This window comes from Apilactobacillus zhangqiuensis (assembly GCF_019656215.1).
GTDB classification, from domain to species: domain Bacteria; phylum Bacillota; class Bacilli; order Lactobacillales; family Lactobacillaceae; genus Apilactobacillus; species Apilactobacillus zhangqiuensis.
Genome location: NZ_BPLK01000003.1, coordinates 289669 through 311111 on the forward strand (window position 1 = coordinate 289669; position 21443 = coordinate 311111).

A 21443-nucleotide genomic window follows, 5' to 3' on the forward strand; every position below is an offset into this window, starting at 1 on the left:
TTTAATTTGCTATCATATACCATAAATAAGGAGATGCATAATTATGGGTTTAAATATTCAACGCAACAACGACTTAAATGCTATGTTCGATAAGTTTGCCAAACTGGACACTAAGAACGAAGATCGCGATAAATTTTTAAAACGTAAAGATAAAAAATCAACCGATAAAAAGAAAGAAAAATAATATAATTTAGGCATCACAATTAAATTGTGATGCCTATTTTTTATTGTTTATTTAGGCGGTTAATATTGAATTCAGCAATTTCTTCAAAATCAATATTGTTCCATTCTGCAACTTGAGATAGGTACCAAAGCACGTCACCCATTTCCTTAACTAGCTTTTCACGATCTAGTGAATCGCCATGGAAAGTGTACTTCTTAACTAGGTCAACAACTTGACCAGTTTCACTAGCTAATCCTAGTGCACAGTTAGTTAAGACTTGTTCATTTCCGTGTAGTGTTTTGTTTGCAGCTTTTTGGTAATCGTTAAATTCCACTTATTTTACCCCCGTTTTACTTTCAATCCAATTCCAAACCTCTTCTTTTCCGTACTTACTTAGAGCAGAGAATAATTGTATTTCATCACCATCGTTTAAGTCAACAGTCTTGTTCAAAATACTTACTTCTTTATTCCACTTGCTCTTAGGAGTCTTGTCCATCTTAGTAGCCAAGACTAAAGTTGGAATGTCATAGTATTTTAGAAACTCGTACATTTGCAAGTCGTCTTGACTTGGTGCACGTCTACCGTCAATTAATAAAACAACCCCTTTTAGTTGTTTTCTTGTGGTTAGATATGTTTCAATCATTTCTCCCCATTTAGCACGTTGTGCCTTTGAAATTTTCGCATAACCATAACCTGGAATATCAACAAAGAATATTTTTTCATCTAAGTTATAGAAATTCAATGTTTGAGTCTTTCCTGGCTTGTTAGAGGTTCTAGCATAACCGTTACGGTTAATTAACACATTGGTTAAAGAAGATTTTCCCACATTGGAGCGACCAACCAATGCAATTTCTGGATATCCATTACTTGGGTATTGTTTTGGTTCCACCGCACTGATATCGATATTGACGTTGTGTACATCCATCTTAATTCACTCGTTTCTGTAATTTTATATATCAATTTTACCATAAAAAAGGCACCTTCATAAATGCATTTACTACAAAAATACCTTTTAATTATTAAAAAAACAAAAGGCCCTACAATGCTAAACACTGTAAGGCTTTTTATTATTGAGCTTCTTTTACAATCTTTGGTTCTGACTTTTTCAAAACAGAGTCAGCGGTAACGATAACTTTCTTAACATCCTTATCGCTTGGTACTTCGTACATAATATCTCTCATAGTATCTTCCATGATTGATCTCAATCCACGAGCACCAGTCTTTCTTTCAATGGCCGTGTGAGCCATTTCCTTTAGCGCATCGTCTTCGAATTCTAATTTGACACCATCGATTGACATTAGTTTAATGTATTGCTTAACCAATGCATTCTTTGGTTCGGTTAGAATTCTAACCAAGTCTTCTTCACTTAACTTGTTTAAGGCAGTAAGAATTGGTAAACGACCGATAAATTCAGGAATTAGACCAAATTGTAGCAAGTCACTTGGGATAACATGTTGCATGATGTTATCATCGTTAACTTTAGCTGCTTCGCTGGAATCTGTACCGAATCCAATGGTCTTGTCTCCTAAACGGTGTTTTACGATGTCTTGAATACCATCAAAGGCACCACCAACAATGAATAAAATGTTCTTAGTATCAATTTGAATCATTTCTTGTTGTGGATGCTTTCTACCACCATTAGGTGGAACACTAGCAACAGTACCTTCTAGGATCTTCAATAGCGCTTGTTGAACACCTTCACCAGAAACATCACGTGTAATTGAAACATTTTCAGATTTCTTAGCAATCTTATCAATTTCATCAACATAGATGATTCCCTTTTCAGCTCTTTCAACATCAAAGTCAGCATTTTGAAGTAACTTTAATAAGATGTTTTCAACATCTTCACCAACATAACCAGCTTCAGTAAGGGTTGTAGCATCTGCAATTGCAAATGGAACATTTAAAATACGAGCTAGTGATTGAGCAAGGTATGTTTTACCTGAACCAGTTGGTCCAATGATTGAAATATTACTCTTTTGTAGTTCAGTATCCTCGTCATCATCTAAGTTATTAACACGTTTGTAATGGTTGTATACAGCAACTGCTAAGGTCTTCTTAGCTTCATCTTGTCCAATTACGTAATCGTTTAACTTATCAACGATTTCCTTCGGACTTAATGATTTAATGGTTGTATCTGCATTTTCTTGTGCTAATTCTTCGTCGACGATATCTTTACATAAATCTATACATTCATTACAAATGTATACGCCAGGTCCCGCGACGATTTTCTTTACTTGATCTTGTGATTTACCACAAAAAGAACAAGTAATGGGGCCTTTTCCTTCATTATCTTCAAACAAAAACTTCACCCCTATATAATTCCGATATTATTTTAAATAATACCACATTATTAATGTTGATAACATCATAATGCTTTAGTTTAAAAAAGGTCCAATTAACGAATTGTTAACTGGACCTTTAATATTAACAAAAGTCGAAATTATTTGTTAATTTTTGACTTTGGTTCTTGTTTTGCGTTGTCAGTGATTAACTTAACAGCGTTTTGGATTGAAATATCATGTTTCAACATGTCTTCAGTTAAAGCACCACGTACGGCTTCTTCTTTCATACCGTATTGAGCAGCTAAGTCCTTAACTTGTTGATCGATTTCTTCTTGTGAAGGAACGATGTTAGCATCCTTAACAATTGCTTCTAATACAAGGTTAGTCTTAACACGTTCGTCAGCACCTTGAGCAAATTGTTTCTTCAAGTCTTCTGGCTTAGTACCAGTTAGTTGGAAGTACATTTCAGCATTGATACCTTGTTGTTGCATGCTTGCAAGGTATTGATCCATTTGACGTTGAACGTCTTCATCGATCATTGCTTGAGGAATTTCTTTAACAGTAGCGTTTGCTACAGCACCCTTAATAGCTTCGTCTTCAACTTGAGTTGCACCTTCGGCCTTCTTTTGGTCCTTTAGTTGGTCCTTAATCTTAGCCTTTAGTTCTTCTAGACTGTCAACATCTTCGTCAACGTCCTTAGCAAATTCGTCATCTAGTTCAGGCATTTGCTTTTCTTTAACTTCGTGAATCTTAGTCTTGAAAGTAGCTTCTTTTGATGCTAATTCTTTAGCTTGGTAATCTTCTGGGAAAGTTACCTTAACATCAACATCTTCACCAGCTTTGTGGCCAACTAGTTGGTCTTCAAAGCCTGGGATAAATGATTTTGAACCTAATTCTAGTGAGTAGTTAGTTGCTTGGCCACCATCAAATTGTTTGCCGTCAACGTAACCATCAAAATCGATAACAACAGTGTCACCGTTTTCAGCAGCCTTGTCTTCTTTAAGAACTAGTTCTGCTTGGTTCTTACGCATGTCTTCAATCTTAGCGTCTACATCTTTTTGGTAAACACGAGTGTTTGGTTTTTCAACAACGATTCCTTTGTAGTCACCTAGTTCTACATCTGGCTTAACAGTAACGTTAGCTTTTAGAACCCATGGTTGATCCTTTTCTAGACTATCAATGTTAACTTCTGGTTGAGCAACTGGTTCAATGCCAGTTTCCTTGATAGCTTCACTGTATGCTTCTGGTAAAAGAATGTTTAAAGCGTCTTGGTATAGAGCTTCTTCACCGTACATTTCGTTAAATACTTGGCGTGAAACTTTTCCCTTACGGAAACCAGGAACAGTGATGTTTTTCTTGTTCTTGTTGAAGGCTTGATCTAAACCTTCTTTTACTTTGTCAACACTAATTTCGAATGTTAATTCACCGTCATTAGTGCCTTTTTTTTCCCATTTAGCTGACATTATTTTCCCTCCGACATGAAAATATAATTTTTACAATTTTCTTCTAATTGCGCACCTCTATATTTTAACGTAACACATGTAAAAAGTAAATAATTATAGGTTTTTCGCTTTATTTTATGTACAAAAAAAGATCCAGATATAAATCTGAATCTCTTTTCTAGAATTGATTATTCTTCGATGTCTGAAACAACACCGGCACCAACAGTGTGGCCACCTTCACGAACAGTGAACTTAGTTCCCTTTTCGATGGCAACTGGCTTAGTTAGCTTAACGTCGAATTCAACGTTATCACCAGGCATAACCATTTCAACACCGTCTTCTAGTTCGATAACACCAGTAACGTCAGTGGTGTGGAAGTAGAATTGTGGACGGTAGTTTGAGAAGAATGGAGTATGACGTCCACCTTCATCTTTACTCAAAGCATATACTTGAGCCTTGAATTCAGTATGAGTCTTGATTGAACCAGGTGCAGCGATAACTTGACCACGTACAACTTGATCACGGTTTACACCACGAAGTAACATACCAACGTTATCTCCGGCTTCACCTTCGTCAAGAGTCTTACGGAACATTTCTAGACCAGTAACAGTAGTCTTCAAGATGTCTTCAACAAGACCGATGATTTCAACTTCGTCACCAACCTTAACAACACCACGGTCGATACGTCCTGAAGCAACAGTACCACGACCAGTGATAGTAAATACATCTTCAACAGGCATTAGTAATGGTTTTGAAGCATCACGTTCTGGAGTTGGAATGTATTCGTCAACGATATCCATTAAGTGTAAGATTACGTCTTTTTGTTCTTGGTCGTCTTGTAGAGCCTTTAGAGCTGAACCACGAACAACTGGAATATCATCACCAGGGTAATCGTATTCTGAAAGTAATTCACGTACTTCCATTTCAACTAAGTCAACTAATTCATCATCGTCAACTAAGTCAGTCTTGTTTAAGAATACAACAATGTATTCAACACCAACTTGGCGAGCTAGAAGAATGTGTTCACGAGTTTGTGGCATAGGACCATCAGTTGCGGCAACAACAAGGATGGCACCATCCATTTGAGCGGCACCAGTGATCATGTTCTTAACGTAGTCAGCATGTCCTGGGGCATCAATATGAGCGTAGTGACGCTTTTCAGTTGAGTATTCAACGTGAGCAGTGTTGATTGTGATACCACGTTCACGTTCTTCTGGAGCAGCATCGATTTGAGCGTAATCAGAAGCGTCTGCTAGACCCTTTTCTGAAAGCACTTTAGTGATAGCTGCAGTTAAAGTAGTCTTACCATGATCAATATGGCCAATAGTACCAATATTTACATGGGGTTTTGTTCTTTCATAATGTTCTTTTGCCATTTATGAAAACCTCCTATAAATTTCGAAAGATTTGAGTTAGCCAATGCCAACTCATCTTTATGATTTATTATACTACATCTTCTCAAAAAGACAAAATCACATATCAGTCTCAAGAAGAATTCCTTTAATATTATAGCTACTGTATTTTTATTTGTAAACACAAAAAAGCATATTTAACAATTTTCTTCTATTTAATTGAATTAAATTGTCTCTTTATAATTTCGATTAATTTTACATAATCATCATTATCATCATCGGTGTACTCTTTTGCACTCAGATATGCCTGTATTGACAGGTCATACCACCTATTTGCATCCAGGATTATTTCATCATTGAATGGATACATCAAAATTGATTGATGTTGGAAATAACTACTCAATAGCATGAACTTTTCTGGATCCATCATATACTCGTCAGTTAATCGATTGAAGATGAGTTGATATGAGTTCATATCTTGAAGTGATTTAATTTCACCCATCTTAACTTTCTTTGTCTTTCCATCAATCCACATCATGTCAACGACCTCATTTGAACCGACATTTCTTAACGTGTCGATTACCTCTGCTTTAATCACAGATTGAACAAATGGGTCCATCAAAACAAATCGACTGTATTTTAAAAATTCATCGTATGGTAAATGTTGGCCATTTAAAAATGACTCCTTTTGCCAATACATCGTTTGCTTACTACTTATATGGTAGAACTTTTGTGCAAGTTGATGGATTTCTTCACTTGAATTACTTCTAAAAGAAGCTTCGCTTTCTTTAATTAGCTTTAAGCCACCATTATAATAGCTATCATTTGCTTTAAATGTTTCTACAATTTCTCGAGATTTAATGTATTCGTTGTTCTTCAATAACACATCAATCATTAATAAAAAGTCCTGCTCGTTTGTAGTAAACGCATTTGGATTTTCCATGACTTCTTTTCTTGCTTCAACATATTGCTTTAAGCTAAAAAGAGATTGAACTAATAATACTTCAATCTCATCGCTTGGCTGATCTTCTAAGTAATCTCTGGCTTTGTTAATAGCTAATTGATATTGTTTTTCATCAATGTTTGATTTAATATCTTTGGCTATTTGTGAACTATGTTCATCCATTAAAATCACTCCGAATAATTAACCTTATTTATTTTTGTGGACGCTTCTTTTTATGATGTTGGTTTACTTCCATAATAACTGGAAGAATTACCGGACGACGTTTTGTCTTATCAAATAAGAAGTGACTGATTTTTTCTCTTACTGATTGTTTCAAATGACTCCAGTCAAATTCCTTGTTATCAAGGTTTAATTGAATGGTCTTAGAAACAATTTGAGCTGCTTCATTCATTAGGTCCTTGTTTGACTTAACGTAAATGAATCCTCTTGAAGTTATCTTAGGACGAGAAATGATAATCTTTTTCTTTCTATCGATTGTAACAACAACGATAAAGATACCATCTTCTGATAATACCTTACGGTCACGTAAAACAATGTTACCAATATCTCCGACACCGATACCATCAATCATAGTGTTACCAGCTTCAACGGCGTTACCATGATGGAATTTAGCACCATCGTATTCGATAGTTTCACCCTTGCTTAGGATTAGAATCTTATCTTCATCTACACCCATGTTAGTAGCAGCACGTTTGCTTTCGTTCATCATCATGTATTCACCACTAACTGGAATGAAATATTGTGGTTTCAACAAGCTGATTAGCATTTGGATATCTTCGGCACTTGCGTGATCAGAAACGTTTAGGTCGTTTGAAATAACCTTAACTGTACCGTCTGCATGGTATACCATGTCATCGGTCTTAGCCATACTGTTATCCATTGCTGGAGATGGTGAGGTAACGATTAATACAACATCACCAGATTCGATGTTGATATCTTTTTGTTGTTGGGCAGCCATTCTTTGAACTAGCTTGATTGGTTCGCTAATTGGATTAGTTTCCAATATAACAATTTCGTCACTTTCTAGTTTCTTTAATTCTTCGATATCTTCAATTAATAGTTCTTCTGGTACAGTAATGAATCCAGCATCGATTGCAAGTTTAACCTTTGCATCTAAATGTTTTCCAACAAATACTTTTCTTTCAGACTTTTCAGCTGCGTCAAATACTTGTTGAATTCTTAATAGGTTAGCAGAGTTAGCTGCAACAATCACACGACTCTTGCTATCTTCGAAAGTATCAAAGATGTATTGGCTAGCTTGAATTTCGTTTGCCATTGGGAATGGATTGTCAGCATTTTGTGAGTCTGCTAGTAAAGCGATTACCTTCTTGTTACCAACTTTGGCGATTGAACTGTAATCAGTTGCAAAACCGTTACGTAATGCTGGATCAAACTTAAAGTCACCAGTGTATACGATTTGACCTTCTTCAACAGCCAATGAAATTCCCATTGAGTCAGGAACTGAGTGACTAGTCTTAAAGAAGGTAACTGTAACGTCATCAAAAAGGATTTCACTCTTTTCGTTGATTATGTTGAAGTTGTTAAACTTCTTTGATCTTTCGTTATTCTTCACTTCGTACTTAGCCATCTCAATGGTTAGTTTTGATCCAAATACAGGAACATCGAATTCACTGACGAAATATGGTAGTGCGCCAATTGAATCCATGTCACTATTAGATAGGAAAACTCCGATAATCTTTTCCTTGTTTTCACGTAAGTATGTGAAATCAGGAATAACTACATCAATTCCTAACATATCATTTTCAGGGTATTTTAGACCACAATCTAAAACATAAATTCCATTGTTAATCTCAACGGCATATAGATTCTTGCCACTCTCCCTTACTCCTCCTAAGGGAATGATTTTTACACTATTTTTCATGATTCACCTCATATAATTTTATGTATATTTTTTATTATGAAATAAAATAATTATTTTCAATACGATCTCATTTAACTATCTATAGTGTATCATACTTTTAAAGTGAATAATAACTGATAAGTGCATATATGTATGTATAAAAAAATGGAACCGCTCATAGAGCAGTTCCATTTTAAAAATATTAACGACGTAGACCTAAACTCTTGATTAAATCACGGTAACGTTGAACATCTGTGTTACGTAAGTATCTTAGTAAGTTACGACGGTGACCGATTTTCTTCAACAAACCACGTTGTGAATGGAAATCCTTCTTGTGTTCTTTCATGTGACCATTAATTTCGTTAATGTCAGCAGTTAGTACAGCAATTTGTACTTCAGCAGAACCAGTGTCACCATCATGTCTAGCATACTTCTTGATGATGTCGTTCTTTTCAGCTTGTGTTAGAGCCATTGTGTTTCCCACCTTTCAAAAGTAAATATACCAGATACTGAGTAGAGCGCCAGATGAGAGCAGCGACAAAACTAAGTATCGGTACCGTAGTTTTAAACTACGATAATCATACTACTATGATTACCTGAAAATAGCAAGGTAATATCACTATTAATATGATCGGACAAATCCGAATTATATAATTCTATTGCTTTTTTAAGTTGTCTTTTGTATAATAAAAGTCGTTGAAATTTAAGGATTTTAAATAAAATTCGACTTTTTTGGAGGTGAATTTCATGCCTGTTATTAAATCTGCTATCGAACGTGTAAAAACTAATGAAAAAGCAAACAAACGTAACGCATCTCAACTAAGCAAGATGAGAACTGCTGTTAAGAAGTTTGAAAAAGCTGATGCTAACGCTGACAACCGTGAAGAACTATTCAACAACGCTGTTAGTGCATTAGACCATGCTAAGTCAAAGGGCTTAATCAAAGCTAACACTGCTGCACGTAACAAATCACGTCTAGCTAAGTTAAACAAGTAAAAAGAACTCAGTTTTAACTGAGCTTTTTTTATTCCTAAAAAAGGACATCTCGTTTGAGATGTCCTTTTTTGTTTATCCAATTTGATTATCGACAAATTTCAAAGTAAACATTTGAAATAGTAGTTCTGGTGATTCCGGTGTTGATTTTAGTTTTTCTTCAACATCAACTAGTCCTAAATAAGCATCCCTCAAGCTACCAAATCGATACTTACGCACATTTTGCATTGCCAGTTTCACTCTAAACGGATGAACCCTTAGTTTCTCAGCAATATTTCCTTGGCTGTATCCCTTACGGCTTAATACATTCACTTGTAGTAATAGTCTAAATTGAGATAACAAGACAGCATTGATTTGTAACGGTTCTTGATCCTCTACGATTAGATTACGGTATAAATCGATGGCGTTTTTGGAATCTTTTTTCATGACATAGTCGATTAAATCAAAAACGTTTTGGTCCAATGACTTGGCAACCAAGCTATCGATACTGTCCTTAGTAATGACCTTATCCTTTTGACAGTATAGGAATAACTTTGGGAGTTCGTTCATTGCAGAAGATAAATCATTAGATACCCTACCTAGTAATTCTTGAAGGGCATCCCCTTCTGCCGTATATCCATTATTCTTAATGTTATTGGCAACGTATGATTGAATGGCACGATCATCTAGTTTTGTTAAATCAATCACCTCTGCATTGTTTTTCAACTGTTTGGTAACTTTTTTTCTAGAATCTAATTTTCCGTATGGTGCCATAATGACCATAACTGTGCTATCAACTGGATGATTAACGTATTCAATAAAACTATCGATGTCGTGATCTAAGGTCGACTTACTACGTTCACCGGTTAAAAAGTACGGATTGTTTACGACAACCAATCGCTTTTCACCAAAGAATGGCAAACTTTCAGCATCCCCAACGGCAGTGGCGATGTTTTGACTTTCCATATCATAACTAGCGAAGTTCATAGTTCTTTCTTCTTCCGGGATTAATTCCACGAAGTGTTTTTTAATTTCATTAATTAAATAGTCTTCTTTACCTAACACTAGATATATTGGGTTAATATTATTATTTTTAATTTTTGTTAATAGTTCGTTTACTTTCATTATTATTCCCCTTGCAATTTAAATATCCAGTGATTTCCTAATAATCCATATTTATATGATATCATACCCTGTTTTTGTGTGTTCACGTATGCTAAATTATTATCCTTTAATCTTTGCAGTGTTTCAACACTTGGATGGTGATAACGATTATTACGTCCCGCAGAAATTATCGATAACTTCGGATGGATGAATTTTAAAAATGCATCACTGCTGGAGGTATCACTACCATGATGACCTAGCTTTAAATAATCCGCTTTTAGCATCGGATATTTTTGCATAATATCACTCTCACCACTTGATGGTAAGTCACCCATAAACAGCCAACTGCGATTTCCTTGCATTGTGCCCAAGACGACCGAGTCCTCGTTTTTACCAAGACCACTTTCAAACGGATGATAAATATCAAACGGAAAGTCAGGTAGCTTTTGGTTTGCTTTAATTAACACTAGTTTTGTTTTATTCAAATAAGGACGGATTTTTCTCATTATCGATGGATTGTTCTGCAAGCCGTCACCGACAATAATCCGGTCTACTTTTAAATCCGCCAAGATTGCGGAAACATCCCCCGTATGATCAGCATCCTGATGACTCAACACTAGATTATCAAGATGGTTAATACCGATACTCTTTAGATAATTAATCGACGTTTTTTCCGCCTGATAGGTCACCTTACTGTTTTGCCCGCGTCCAAATTGCAACTTACCACCCGTATCAATCATGGTGATTGAATGGTTAAACGGCTCGCGAATTAAGATGCTATCACCCTGGCCAACATCGAAAAAAGATACCTCACCCTGCAATGGGTAGTGGATATACATAAATGTGATTAGATACATACATATTAGCATCGACACTCTTTTAAAACTCACTCTATCTATTACCAACAAAGTCATTACCAATAATACTGTCGCCACATACAGGTTGGGTTTCCCAAAATTAATCTGTCCTGGCAAGGCACCTAACCAATTGACCGCAGTATCAAAACTGTTTAATATCACCGCCACCACCGAACTAACCCATCCAGCAACTGGATATGTAATGACCGCAATTAATATCATTGGCATAATTAGCGTCGAAAATAGCGGAATTACTAAATAGTTGGCTATCATCGTCAGCGCATGCCACTGAAATAGTTTGTAAATAATAAAGGGCAAACTGACCAAGTTCATCATCACCGTTTGCTTAAGCGGTTTCATTTTATTCGTATAAATTAAACCGAATGCCAATGCATAACTTAATTGTGAACCAAATTGTAATAACATCTCTGGTTCAATTATTAAATTGGCCATCAGGGTAATCGAAAAGACATCCAAACTGCTTAAGCGTTTCTTTAGCATTAACGCAATAATCCTGATTTCAACCGTTAATATCGACCGCATCAACCCAATCGATGATCCAGCAATGACAAAGTACGTTGGTAAAAATATCAATGTAATCCACCGGGTCTTCTCCCGTGTCACACGGAATAATCCCAGTATCATCCTCAACAGGTTCACGATGTAAAAGACATGCAAACCTGAGATACTAAACAAGTGAATGAGTCCCAGTGTTTTCACGCCTGATAGTTCATCGTTGAAAGAATTATCCATGGCACCTAAAAACAAACTGCTGGCATAGAGGTTCAAGGGATGCGGTAATTGGTTCGTGTATTTTAGCATCAATGCGCGAAAAGAATGAAGACTACCAACGATTGAAAACCGATGTTGTTCTTCTACACTGTTTAACTGCTTAACCGTTAATCGACTGTAGATACCCATACTCTCATAATATTCTTTAGCATCAAACTGATTAAAGTTTCTAGCCTCATCAAATGGTTGAACAATCCCAGACACATTCATGACAATTGGCCTTGAATATTGCTTTACCCTCTTCGCGTCATTACTGTAGATCATTACCTGTTTACCGGTATCAGTAATAGTGCCGATACCATAGAACGAATCATCACTATACTTGATGTTATCCGGATAAATCAAAACACTTTGAGTTATTGATTGTTGCCCATCTAATTGATTATCACGATTTTGTTTGTACCTATAACCGCAAACCAGACAAAAAATAACCACCAAAATGGTGGTTATTTTTACTACTGTCGCGTTTTTTAATCGAATGATACGAATCATCCATAGACAAAAAAGCAGTAAACCTAGCTTTAAATCACCAAAGAAAATAATGCTTAATATTCCAATCGCAATCGATGGAAAAATATATAAATTATTAATTTATTTTGGTAAATAAGAGCTAAATTCGATTTGTTTGATTGTTTCTTCGTCCAAGATTACTTGGTTCAATTCAACATTGTTTTGTTTAATTAATGACAATGCATATTCGTCATTGTGATAGTTTCTTAAATAGTTAATCTTTTTGATTCCCGCTTGTAATAATACTTTTGTACAAGGAAGGCATGGAAAATCAGTTACATAGATTTCTGAACCATCTGTGGATTCACCAAATTTGGCACACTGAGAAATTGCATTCATTTCAGCGTGAATCGTTCTTAAGCAATGGCCATCTCGCATGTAACATCCTACATCAATACAGTGTTCATCACCCGCGACTGATCCGTTATAACCACCGGCAATGATACGCTTATCTCTAACGATGGTGGCTCCAACAGAAAGTCGATTACAGGTTCCACGTGTTGAAAGTAATACAGCTTGTAGCATGAAATATTGATCCCATGGAATTCTGTGTTTAGTCATAATTAATTACTCTCCCTCTTTTACTACTATTCATAGTATAGCAAAGATTATACTTGTAAAGAATCTTTTAATCTTTCAAATGTCTTATCACCAAATCCACTAACTTGTTTTATCTCTTCAATTGAATGGAATCCATTGTGTTGATTTCTATAGTCAATTATCTTTTGGGCTTTCTTTTCACCGACACGATCAAGTTTTTGCAATTCGTTTAAATCTGCAGTATTTAAATTAACTTTAACGTTATTGGAACTACTGCTTGTACCACTTACACTGCTAGAAAATGAAGAACTCCCGGATGCACCCTTTTTATTAACAACGACGACATCTTGGTCGTTTAATACCTTAGCCAGGTTAACGTTTTGTTCGTCGGCATCCGCCTTGAAACCACCAGCCTCTTTAATTACGTAGGTTACTCGACTATTGGATGGAATTTGGTAGACGCCGGGATGCTTAACCTCTCCCTTAACATCAATATACAAATTCTTGGTTGCAGTACTGCCATCATGGCCGACAGAAGATGAGGAAGCCACCACGCTACTTTGTTCTGAGTAATCTGTTGCAACGTTTCCAGTATCGTCGCTATTTTGATTCATAATTAAAATAATAACTAACCCTAAACTAAACGAAATTAATAACAAACCAATCAAAATTTTATATGCATGTTCATCAATAATTCCTTTTATTTGCGCCGAAAAATCTAATATCTTATTCACCTTTTCCTCCTTTCCAAAAACTAGATACGAAAAAAGGAATGTAATTTATTCAATTACATTCCTTTTTATTTTATTTTTTTCAATGCATTTAAAGCATCGCTAAATGACGTTACCGGAATAACTTTCATGTTTGGTGCATACTTCTTAGCTGTCTTAACAGCTAGTTGGTAATTGGTCATATGTTGATCTTCATACTTAAGAACTTCTTTGGTTGGTTTAACATATGGCGCTAAGAAATACTTAGCTCCAGCATCCCTGGCAGCAATAATTTTCTTATCAATTCCGCCAATTTCACCAACATTTCCGTTTTCATCAATCGTACCTGTTCCGGCAATGTTTTGTGAATGTCTGATGTTTTGTTGAGTTAGTTGGCCATAGATTTGAAGTGAGAACATTAGTCCTGCTGATGGTCCACCAACGGCACCCGGATTTACCTTAATCGGAATCTTGGTAGAAACCTGATTATCATCTGATAAAATAATTCCAATTCCGGCTTGATTAGTCCCAGCTAGCTTATAAAGTTTTCTAGTGATTTGAATTTTTTTATTGTTACGGTAAACGGTCAGAGTCATTTTAGAGCCAATCTTTTTAGACTTAACATAATTTCTAAACTGTGCTGAACTCTTAAATTGATGACCATTCAATGAAATAATCGAATCACCTGCTTTAACCTGGTTATAGAAATTAGAGTTACTATCAACAGCTAAAACATAAATACCACGATATTTTAAATGAACGTCTTTTTTGGCGTAATGAAATGCGTTGTAAATCGCATTGTTAATGGCACTTTCCATGTAAACATTTTGCAAGTTCATGTAGCTTTGTTGGTCTTGATTACCAGTTACATCGCTAATACTTTCAATTGTTTGGTGTGGATTAAACTTTGCAACAACATATGAAGCAATGGATGCCTGTGATTCGCTCACAGTGGTAAACATAAATTTACCCTTAAATTTGTCGTTATGTCCTTTTATTGAAACAACTGGTTTTAAATTTGGAGATGTTCCAGGACTTTCGATATATTTTGGTAAAAATGGAATATTAATGATAATCGCAATTGCTGCAATTGCCACGAACAGTGCGATTAATTTCTTTTGGCCTTTTTTCTTTAACATTAGCTCAACTTCTCTTTCAATGCCTTAGCAACGTTTTGTGGTACATAAGGTGTGATGTCACCGCCGAAATGAGCAATCTCCTTAATCAAACTGGATGAAACAGATTGAAATTCTGGACGTGTAATTAAAAATACTGATTCAATCTCGTTATCCAAATTGTAATTCATTGATGCAATTGAACTTTCTGCATTAAAATCACTGGAATTGCGAAGTCCTCTAACAATTACAGTTGCTCCAACTTGATTGGCAAGTTCTACTGTTAAACCATCTGCTGAGGTCACTGAAACATTTTCAATTTCTTTAATGTTGGGTTTAATGAGACTCATTCTTTCATCATAACTAAAGACACCATTTTTGCTGGTGTTTTTTGCCACAGTAACTACGACCTCATCAAACATCTTACTGGCGCGCTTAATTAGATCTAGATGTCCCTTAGTCAATGGGTCGAAGCTTCCCGGGAAGATTGCCTTTGTCATAACTATCCCCTCTTTATTCTGTAAATAGAAATAATAGTAATTCCGTATTTCTTTTGTTTAATCAAATCATATCCATCTACATCATCTTGTAAAACAACGTTATCATCGGTTTCACAAATAACGATTCCATCTTCATTAAGTAGGTCATTATCTTTAATGATATGTAGTTGGTCGACCATCTTTTGGTCTTTGTATGGTGGATCCAAGAAAATATAATCAAATTTGTCGTTTTGTTCAGCAAAACGATTTAATGCCATATCAGAATCCATCTTGTAAATTCTGAAAGCATCCATTTCCTTGGTCATCTTAACGTTTTCTTTAATCGTTTTAATCGCTAGGTATTGGTGGTCAACTAAAACAGCACTATCGATTCCTCTAGATACTGCTTCGATTGCAACCGAACCAGAACCTGCGTATAAATCTAAAAATGAACCACCCTTAAAAAATGGACCAATCATATTGAATAAGGATTCCTTCACTTTATCGGTTGTTGGTCTTGTCTTACTACCTGGCACAGGTTTAAGGCTACGACTACCAAATTTACCTGAAACAACTCTCATTTATTCAAACTCCTTAATAATCTTCATCATCATCGACATCTTCAAAATCACCTTCAAGAGATAGTTCACTTGAAAGTTGTTCGTAAGGTGTCTCTTCAATTTTCTTCACAATTTTTAAACTACCTATTTTTTCTTTAATCCAATCATAGTTATCTGAGTTCACATACATAACCACGTAGTGCATTTTTTGTGAGACATAATATATTAAGCCATACTTCTTTAATTGTCTGACTTGCTTAGTCGAATAAACATAAACAATTAGGCTTTTTCTATTTTCGATTGTATCTGTCAAAAAATTCCCTCCACTTTACTAACGGATTCTTCTAGTTTTTTGTGATTTTTGTTTAGCACTAATTACTAAAATCATTCCAATACATAATGCCAAGGTTAACATACTTGATCCACCATAACTAATAAATGGGAAAGTAACACCGGTGATTGGTAGTAAACCAATTACACCACCGACGTTGAAGTATGCTTGCACTAGCATGTATGTTCCAACACCATAGCAAATTAAAGTATCATATGTACTTCTTGAACGGATTCCTAGTTGAAATGATCTAACAATAATTGTAAGTAATAGGAATAATATGAACAATACCCCAATTAGTCCTAATTCTTCAGCAATAATAGCCATGATAAAATCGGTATTGGGTTCAGGAAGATAACCAGTTTTTTGAATACTGTTTCCTAAACCAACACCAAAGATTCCACCATTACTCAAGGCGTAGTAGGAATTAACCAATTGTTGTCCAATTCCATTAGCATATTTAAACGGATTACTGTAAGCAGTGATACGTTGGATTTGATAAATACTTGTTCCATCTTTAAACACGAAAGACAATATTTTTAGTGATATCCATCCGAATAGTAATCCAGCAGATGTAAGTAATGTTGCACCTCGCCAATTAACTCCGGATCCAAATAGGATGGCAAACATAATCGCTAAATTAATAACGGTACCACCCAAGTCGGGTTGGATAAAAACAAGGAACAACATAACGATGATTGAAAAAACTTGCACATGCGTTCTTGATTTTTCACCATTAATGACTCGATTTTCTCTAGAAGCCAAGAATTGAGACATTCTTAAAATGATATAAACCTTGGCAACTTCAGCTGGTTGAACATGCAAAGGTCCAATTGGAATCCATCCAGCAGACCCGTTAACAGAATGTCCAAATGCTTTTAACAAGATCAAAGCAAAGAATAATGCAAAAAAGAAGTAACCTAAAAATTTAGGTTTTCTAACGAATTGATTATCCCCAGCTAAACAAATTAAAATAATAACTAAACTAACTACCACAAACATGCTTTGCTTGATTAAGTATCCAGTTGGCGTCCCACCAATTTGAGTTGCAACGTTTGAACTGGCTGAATAGACCATGATGATTCCAATTACTGATAGTAGTAGAAACGGAATGAAAATATAGTAGTCCATTGCATCAATATTAAATTTCATTCTTTTTAAGTGCTCTGACATATGCCACTTGTGCCAATACTTGACGAATATGCGTATCATATTTTTTACATCTCCAACGTAACCTTTTAATATAACTAACATTATAGCATATCTAAACTATTTGCTTTAGTATTTTAAAGCTAACAAAAAAGGATGGACAAAATGTCCATCCTTTTTATTTAACGTAAAAGTATTAGCTGTTGTGGCGCTTGCGCTTAGCTTGCTTTTCACGTTCATTAGTGTTTAGAATTTCTTTTCTTAGACGAACGTTTTCTGGAGTTACTTCACAAAGTTCATCTTCGTTCAAGAATTCTAGTGATTCTTCTAGAGTTAAGTGTTGTGGTTCCTTAATCTTAGCAGTTTCATCCTTAGCAGAAGCACGAACGTTAGTCATTTGCTTACCCTTAGTGATGTTAACTGAGATATCGTTGTCACGACTGTTCTTACCAACAATCATACCTTCGTATACTTCAGTACCTGGATCTACGAAGATAGTACCACGATCTTCGATACCCATAGTAGCGTAAGTAGTAGTCTTACCTTCGTTAATTGAAACTAAGGCACCATTTCTTCTACCAGGGTTCCAGTTCTTGATAACTGGTTGGTAACTATCGAATGTGTGGTTCATAATACCGTAACCACGAGTGATTGATAGGAATTCAGTTGAGTAACCAATCAAACCACGAGAAGGTGCAAGGAATGTCAAACGAGTTTGACCGTTTCCAACACTTTCCATGTTTTGCATGTTACCTTTTCTTTCTGATAATGTTTGGATGATAGTACCTGAGTATTCATCAGGAGTATCGATTTGAACTGATTCGAATGGTTCACATTGTTCACCATCAACTTCTCTAATAATAACTTGTGGACGAGAAACTTGTAGTTCGTAGCCTTCACGTCTTAAGTTTTCAATTAAGATTGATAAGTGAAGTTCACCACGACCAGATACAGTCCATGAACCTGGTTGATCAGTTTCTTCAACACGTAGAGAAACATCAGTGTGTAGTTCTCTTTCTAGACGGTCTTGTAGTTGACGAGCAGTAACAAACTTACCTTCTTTACCAGCAAATGGTGAAGTGTTTGTACCGAAAGTCATTTGTAGAGTTGGTTCGTCAATTCTTAGGATTGGTAGAGCTTCTTGGTTAGATGGATCTACAACAGATTCACCAACGTTAATTTCTTCCATACCTGAAACGGCGATTAAGTCACCAGCTTTAGCTTCGTTGATATCTAATTTCTTTAGACCAAAGAATCCCATAAGCTTAGTAACACGGAAGTTTTGAGTTGAACCATCAAGTTTCATAACAGTAACGCTGTCCCCAACCTTGATAGTACCTCTAAATACACGACCAATACCGATACGACCAACGAAATCATCATAATCAAGCATAGCAACTTGGAATTGTAATGGTTCGTCTGAGTTGTCGATAGGAGCAGGAATAGCCTTAATGATAGTGTCAAATACAGGCTTCATAGTGTGTTCTTGAGTTGATAGGTCTTCATCATAACTTGAAGTACCGTTCATAGCTGAAGTGTAGATAACAGGGAAGTCTAGTTGTTCATCATCAGCACCTAATTCGATGAATAGGTCCAATACTTCATCAACTACTTCACTAGGACGTGAACCTGGACGGTCAACCTTGTTAATAACAACAACTGGAGTTAGGTGTTGGTCTAAAGCTTTCTTTAGAACGAAACGAGTTTGTGGCATAGTTCCTTCAAAAGCATCAACAACTAGTAGAACACCATCAACCATTCGCATGATACGTTCAACTTCTCCACCGAAGTCAGCATGTCCTGGTGTATCCAAGATGTTAATTTGTTTGTCTTGGTATCTAACGGCAGTATTCTTTGAAAGGATTGTGATACCACGTTCCTTTTCAATATCGTTAGTATCCATGGCACGATCATCAATTTGAACGTGTTCGTCTAAAGTATCTGATTGCTTTAGTAATTCGTTAACCAAAGTTGTCTTACCGTGGTCAACGTGGGCAATAATAGCAATATTTCTAATATCGTCTCTTGTCTTCATTATTAGTTTCCTTCCCTTCGAAGCATAAATATTTGTTTCTTTAATACTTAGCAACTCGGACCAAGTTTATTACATTAAATAATTAAATTTGCATAAAAAAACTGTGACATCAGTCACAGTCAGAACCGTACTTAACAATATTAAGTATGTCCTTTTGTGCAATCTTCGTCGCTACCAATACAATGTCTGATGATACCACATCAATTATATTTCCGTCAATATCCGACACCTTAATACCAAGCGTATCACAAAGCACCTTTCCAGCTGCAATGTCCCACGGCTTTAAAGTAGAAATGTATCCCACTAATTCACCTTTTAGCACCGCAATAATCTGGATACCGGCACTTCCGTATATCCTGGCACCTTCACTAGCTTTAGAGATTGCTTGCATGTTTTTCTCATTATTTATTAATAATGGTCCGCTTAGTCCCATTAAACCTTCTGATAAAGAAATATCTTCAGGTGGATTAATTTCTGTATCATTTTCATAAACTTTACCATCCCAATTGTGATAAAGTTTGTCATTCATAACATCTAAAATATAGCCAAGCTCTTCTTGTCCATCGATGTATAGGGCCAGCATTATCGCAAAATGATTGTGCTGTTTAACAAAGTTCATCGTCCCATCAATCGGATCTACTATCCATACGTGACCATCTAGATTAGTAACTTCATCTCCAAAGCCCTCTTCTCCTAAAATATGGGCCTTTTGATCAAAATCCCTAATCTTTTTGATGAAAAACTGTTCGTTTGATTTATCAACATCGGTGACCAAATCAGTTCGACTCGACTTAGTGGAAACGTCATGAATTTGATTAAGTGAACTGACAGTAAATTCACGAATTTCTTTAAACCAAGATTGAATGGCCTCGTCTGCATTTTTTAACCATAAATCATTCATACATATCTTCCTTAAAACAAATTACATTCTGATGTTTTTAGTATTAGCTTTTGTGGCTGCTTGAAAAGCCTTGTAAAGACTGTAACCAGAAATGCTTTCAAAGTCGCGGTCAATCTGCTTTTGTTCCATCTTGGCCGGATTAATCTCTCTAAAACGGTTGTATAGATTTACCACCTTTTCAGCATTAACCCCGTTTGCATCTTCATATGCACTTTCAACGGCATTGTATAAAGCCATCATGTCCATTAATTCATCTTTGGTCCAATCAGGGAAAATTGGATAAGAATAGTTATTCATAATAATTCCTACTTACTTTCTAAAATTTCATCAATTATTTCATTAGTATATTGTTTGGCATCATCAAAAGCTTGTTTTTCTTTATCTGATAATACTAATTCTACTGTCGGAACCAACCCAGTTTGATTCAACATAATCGGTTCACTAGTTACTACTATTTTACCATCTATTTGACTAACGTGTCCCACACTTGCTAGACATGAGTTACCCATATAAAAGGCATCTAGAATTACGCCAATGGCCTTAGCCTGAATCACTTCATCACAAGGCGTGTCAGACTTGTTGATAATTTCTTCTGCTTTAGCGAAAATTTCAGTGCTAAACATATTGTTAGGGTTGGCTAAGTACGCCAAAATTGGTGACTGCCCAATATAAGCTCTACTCCAAGAAATTAAGTTTTTAGATTCACTACCTAATACACTGACATTAATATCGGATAAACTAATATCGAAATAACGACGTAGCGTGTGCTTTAATAGTAGTGTCTTTGATAACATTCCGGTTGATACAACCTTGTTATTTTCTTTCCCAGAAAATTTCGTTGCAAAGTACGCAAACACTTCATCATGAAAACCATTAACGATAATTTTTCCGCTAAATCCTTCCTTAATCACTTGGTTTAGTGACTTTCTAAAGTAATCTAGGTAAGGTGATAAGAATGAAGTGACTTCGCTTTTTTCTTCAACTGTTGTCTTTGGAAAATCATATAGATACATGTACCCGTCAAAGTCATGATAATCCATTTTGTCATCAGCTAATTTGACTTCAAAATGTTCACATAGCAAATTAGATTGAAGTTGGTTGATAAAATCGTTCATCTTCAAGTTTGCAATGGTTAGGTTAACTGGATAATCCACTAAAATCATGAATTCAATTAATGATTCAATTCTTTTTTGCTCCCCATCAACTACCAAATTAGTTTTCATAATGAGCCTCCGTTTATTTTTGTATCTGTAATTATACCATTTTCTAAAAATAAGCAACTCTTAGGTATTATATTAGTATCAAACAATTTCCTTTATTA

General features: G+C 35.6%; 23 protein-coding genes. 2 read left to right on the plus strand and 21 right to left on the minus strand.

What is annotated here, in order from left to right; translation table 11 throughout:
- Positions 1–43: 43 nt before the first annotated feature.
- Positions 44–184 (plus strand): SPJ_0845 family protein, encoded by a 141-nt coding sequence (locus K5Q07_RS04090; RefSeq protein WP_167540463.1) that lies wholly within the window; start codon positions 44–46, stop codon positions 182–184.
- Between the two features lie 40 nt (positions 185–224).
- Here K5Q07_RS04090 and K5Q07_RS04095 read toward each other — a convergent pair whose 3' ends face one another.
- The 8 genes from K5Q07_RS04095 to rpsO all read right to left on the minus strand — a co-directional run bounded on the left by K5Q07_RS04095 (position 225) and on the right by rpsO (position 8539).
- Positions 225–497 (minus strand): nucleoside triphosphate pyrophosphohydrolase family protein, encoded by a 273-nt coding sequence (locus tag K5Q07_RS04095; RefSeq protein ID WP_034531728.1) that lies wholly within the window; start codon positions 495–497, stop codon positions 225–227.
- Positions 498–1088: a ribosome biogenesis GTP-binding protein YihA/YsxC gene (gene yihA, locus K5Q07_RS04100; protein WP_220729783.1), complete on the minus strand. Its 591-nt coding sequence runs from the start codon at positions 1086–1088 to the stop codon at positions 498–500. It abuts the gene before it with no gap.
- Between the two features lie 142 nt (positions 1089–1230).
- Entirely contained in the window at positions 1231–2466 is a 1236-nt protein-coding gene (clpX, locus tag K5Q07_RS04105; RefSeq protein WP_220729784.1) for an ATP-dependent Clp protease ATP-binding subunit ClpX, read from the minus strand.
- Between the two features lie 140 nt (positions 2467–2606).
- Positions 2607–3911: a trigger factor gene (tig, locus tag K5Q07_RS04110; RefSeq protein WP_054606682.1), complete on the minus strand. Its 1305-nt coding sequence runs from the start codon at positions 3909–3911 to the stop codon at positions 2607–2609.
- Between the two features lie 167 nt (positions 3912–4078).
- A complete protein-coding gene (gene tuf / locus K5Q07_RS04115; protein WP_054606683.1) occupies positions 4079–5266 on the minus strand; it encodes an elongation factor Tu in 1188 nt (395 codons plus the stop codon).
- Positions 5267–5453: 187 nt separating this feature from the next.
- On the minus strand, positions 5454–6368 hold the full coding sequence (locus K5Q07_RS04120) for a hypothetical protein (RefSeq protein WP_220729786.1): 915 nt from the start codon (positions 6366–6368) through the stop codon (positions 5454–5456).
- Between the two features lie 28 nt (positions 6369–6396).
- Positions 6397–8088: a ribonuclease J gene (locus K5Q07_RS04125; protein WP_220729788.1), complete on the minus strand. Its 1692-nt coding sequence runs from the start codon at positions 8086–8088 to the stop codon at positions 6397–6399.
- 181 nt (positions 8089–8269) lie between these two features.
- Complete coding sequence (rpsO, locus tag K5Q07_RS04130; protein WP_034531743.1) at positions 8270–8539, minus strand: 30S ribosomal protein S15; 270 nt, start codon at positions 8537–8539, stop codon at positions 8270–8272.
- A 275-nt stretch (positions 8540–8814) separates the two neighbouring features.
- Here rpsO and rpsT point away from each other — a divergent pair, with 275 nt between their 5' ends.
- A complete protein-coding gene (rpsT, locus tag K5Q07_RS04135) occupies positions 8815–9063 on the plus strand; it encodes a 30S ribosomal protein S20 (RefSeq protein ID WP_034531745.1) in 249 nt (82 codons plus the stop codon).
- A gap of 72 nt (positions 9064–9135) precedes the next feature.
- On the opposite strand, the gene holA is transcribed toward rpsT, so the two are convergent.
- The 13 genes from holA to K5Q07_RS04200 all read right to left on the minus strand — a co-directional run bounded on the left by holA (position 9136) and on the right by K5Q07_RS04200 (position 21345).
- Positions 9136–10164: a DNA polymerase III subunit delta gene (holA, locus tag K5Q07_RS04140; RefSeq protein ID WP_220729790.1), complete on the minus strand. Its 1029-nt coding sequence runs from the start codon at positions 10162–10164 to the stop codon at positions 9136–9138.
- A gap of 2 nt (positions 10165–10166) precedes the next feature.
- Positions 10167–12284 (minus strand): DNA internalization-related competence protein ComEC/Rec2, encoded by a 2118-nt coding sequence (locus K5Q07_RS04145; RefSeq protein ID WP_220729791.1) that lies wholly within the window; start codon positions 12282–12284, stop codon positions 10167–10169.
- A gap of 99 nt (positions 12285–12383) precedes the next feature.
- Positions 12384–12863: a ComE operon protein 2 gene (locus K5Q07_RS04150; protein WP_034534666.1), complete on the minus strand. Its 480-nt coding sequence runs from the start codon at positions 12861–12863 to the stop codon at positions 12384–12386.
- Between the two features lie 47 nt (positions 12864–12910).
- Positions 12911–13576 carry a helix-hairpin-helix domain-containing protein gene (locus K5Q07_RS04155; protein WP_220729793.1) on the minus strand — a complete coding sequence of 222 codons (666 nt, stop codon included), beginning with the start codon at positions 13574–13576 and terminating at the stop codon, positions 12911–12913.
- A 65-nt stretch (positions 13577–13641) separates the two neighbouring features.
- The gene (locus tag K5Q07_RS04160; RefSeq protein WP_220729795.1) at positions 13642–14691 is read right to left on the minus strand and encodes a SepM family pheromone-processing serine protease; all 1050 of its coding nucleotides are present in this window, start codon (positions 14689–14691) and stop codon (positions 13642–13644) included.
- A complete protein-coding gene (gene coaD, locus K5Q07_RS04165) occupies positions 14691–15167 on the minus strand; it encodes a pantetheine-phosphate adenylyltransferase (RefSeq protein ID WP_220729797.1) in 477 nt (158 codons plus the stop codon). The genes K5Q07_RS04160 and coaD overlap by 1 nt, the downstream gene beginning before the upstream one ends.
- Positions 15168–15169: 2 nt before the next feature.
- On the minus strand, positions 15170–15727 hold the full coding sequence (gene rsmD / locus K5Q07_RS04170) for a 16S rRNA (guanine(966)-N(2))-methyltransferase RsmD (RefSeq protein ID WP_220729799.1): 558 nt from the start codon (positions 15725–15727) through the stop codon (positions 15170–15172).
- A gap of 13 nt (positions 15728–15740) precedes the next feature.
- Positions 15741–16019 (minus strand): DUF2129 domain-containing protein, encoded by a 279-nt coding sequence (locus tag K5Q07_RS04175; RefSeq protein WP_220729801.1) that lies wholly within the window; start codon positions 16017–16019, stop codon positions 15741–15743.
- 18 nt (positions 16020–16037) lie between these two features.
- Positions 16038–17189: an FtsW/RodA/SpoVE family cell cycle protein gene (locus K5Q07_RS04180; protein ID WP_220729802.1), complete on the minus strand. Its 1152-nt coding sequence runs from the start codon at positions 17187–17189 to the stop codon at positions 16038–16040.
- A gap of 193 nt (positions 17190–17382) precedes the next feature.
- A complete protein-coding gene (gene typA / locus K5Q07_RS04185) occupies positions 17383–19221 on the minus strand; it encodes a translational GTPase TypA (RefSeq protein WP_220729804.1) in 1839 nt (612 codons plus the stop codon).
- Positions 19222–19330: 109 nt separating this feature from the next.
- A complete protein-coding gene (locus tag K5Q07_RS04190; protein WP_220729806.1) occupies positions 19331–20122 on the minus strand; it encodes an inositol monophosphatase family protein in 792 nt (263 codons plus the stop codon).
- Between the two features lie 21 nt (positions 20123–20143).
- On the minus strand, positions 20144–20419 hold the full coding sequence (locus K5Q07_RS04195) for a UPF0223 family protein (RefSeq protein ID WP_220729807.1): 276 nt from the start codon (positions 20417–20419) through the stop codon (positions 20144–20146).
- A gap of 8 nt (positions 20420–20427) precedes the next feature.
- Positions 20428–21345 carry a Rossmann-fold NAD(P)-binding domain-containing protein gene (locus tag K5Q07_RS04200; protein ID WP_220729809.1) on the minus strand — a complete coding sequence of 306 codons (918 nt, stop codon included), beginning with the start codon at positions 21343–21345 and terminating at the stop codon, positions 20428–20430.
- Between the last annotated feature and the right edge of the window lie 98 nt (positions 21346–21443).

Excerpts from the sequence above, each read along its gene's own strand:
- K5Q07_RS04090 (WP_167540463.1), top strand. The coding sequence starts at position 44 with ATGGGTTTAAATATTCAACGCAACAACGACTTAAATGCTATGTTCGAT.
- yihA (WP_220729783.1), bottom strand. The coding sequence starts at position 1,088 with ATGGATGTACACAACGTCAATATCGATATCAGTGCGGTGGAACCAAAA.
- tig (WP_054606682.1), bottom strand. The coding sequence starts at position 3,911 with ATGTCAGCTAAATGGGAAAAAAAAGGCACTAATGACGGTGAATTAACA.
- tuf (WP_054606683.1), bottom strand. The coding sequence starts at position 5,266 with ATGGCAAAAGAACATTATGAAAGAACAAAACCCCATGTAAATATTGGT.
- K5Q07_RS04120 (WP_220729786.1), bottom strand. The coding sequence starts at position 6,368 with ATGGATGAACATAGTTCACAAATAGCCAAAGATATTAAATCAAACATT.
- K5Q07_RS04125 (WP_220729788.1), bottom strand. The coding sequence starts at position 8,088 with ATGAAAAATAGTGTAAAAATCATTCCCTTAGGAGGAGTAAGGGAGAGT.
- rpsO (WP_034531743.1), bottom strand. The coding sequence starts at position 8,539 with ATGGCTCTAACACAAGCTGAAAAGAACGACATCATCAAGAAGTATGCT.
- rpsT (WP_034531745.1), top strand. The coding sequence starts at position 8,815 with ATGCCTGTTATTAAATCTGCTATCGAACGTGTAAAAACTAATGAAAAA.
- holA (WP_220729790.1), bottom strand. The coding sequence starts at position 10,164 with ATGAAAGTAAACGAACTATTAACAAAAATTAAAAATAATAATATTAAC.
- K5Q07_RS04145 (WP_220729791.1), bottom strand. The coding sequence starts at position 12,284 with ATGATTCGTATCATTCGATTAAAAAACGCGACAGTAGTAAAAATAACC.
- K5Q07_RS04150 (WP_034534666.1), bottom strand. The coding sequence starts at position 12,863 with ATGACTAAACACAGAATTCCATGGGATCAATATTTCATGCTACAAGCT.
- K5Q07_RS04160 (WP_220729795.1), bottom strand. The coding sequence starts at position 14,691 with ATGTTAAAGAAAAAAGGCCAAAAGAAATTAATCGCACTGTTCGTGGCA.
- coaD (WP_220729797.1), bottom strand. The coding sequence starts at position 15,167 with ATGACAAAGGCAATCTTCCCGGGAAGCTTCGACCCATTGACTAAGGGA.
- rsmD (WP_220729799.1), bottom strand. The coding sequence starts at position 15,727 with ATGAGAGTTGTTTCAGGTAAATTTGGTAGTCGTAGCCTTAAACCTGTG.
- K5Q07_RS04180 (WP_220729802.1), bottom strand. The coding sequence starts at position 17,189 with ATGAAATTTAATATTGATGCAATGGACTACTATATTTTCATTCCGTTT.
- typA (WP_220729804.1), bottom strand. The coding sequence starts at position 19,221 with ATGAAGACAAGAGACGATATTAGAAATATTGCTATTATTGCCCACGTT.
- K5Q07_RS04190 (WP_220729806.1), bottom strand. The coding sequence starts at position 20,122 with ATGAATGATTTATGGTTAAAAAATGCAGACGAGGCCATTCAATCTTGG.
- K5Q07_RS04195 (WP_220729807.1), bottom strand. The coding sequence starts at position 20,419 with ATGAATAACTATTCTTATCCAATTTTCCCTGATTGGACCAAAGATGAA.
- K5Q07_RS04200 (WP_220729809.1), bottom strand. The coding sequence starts at position 21,345 with ATGAAAACTAATTTGGTAGTTGATGGGGAGCAAAAAAGAATTGAATCA.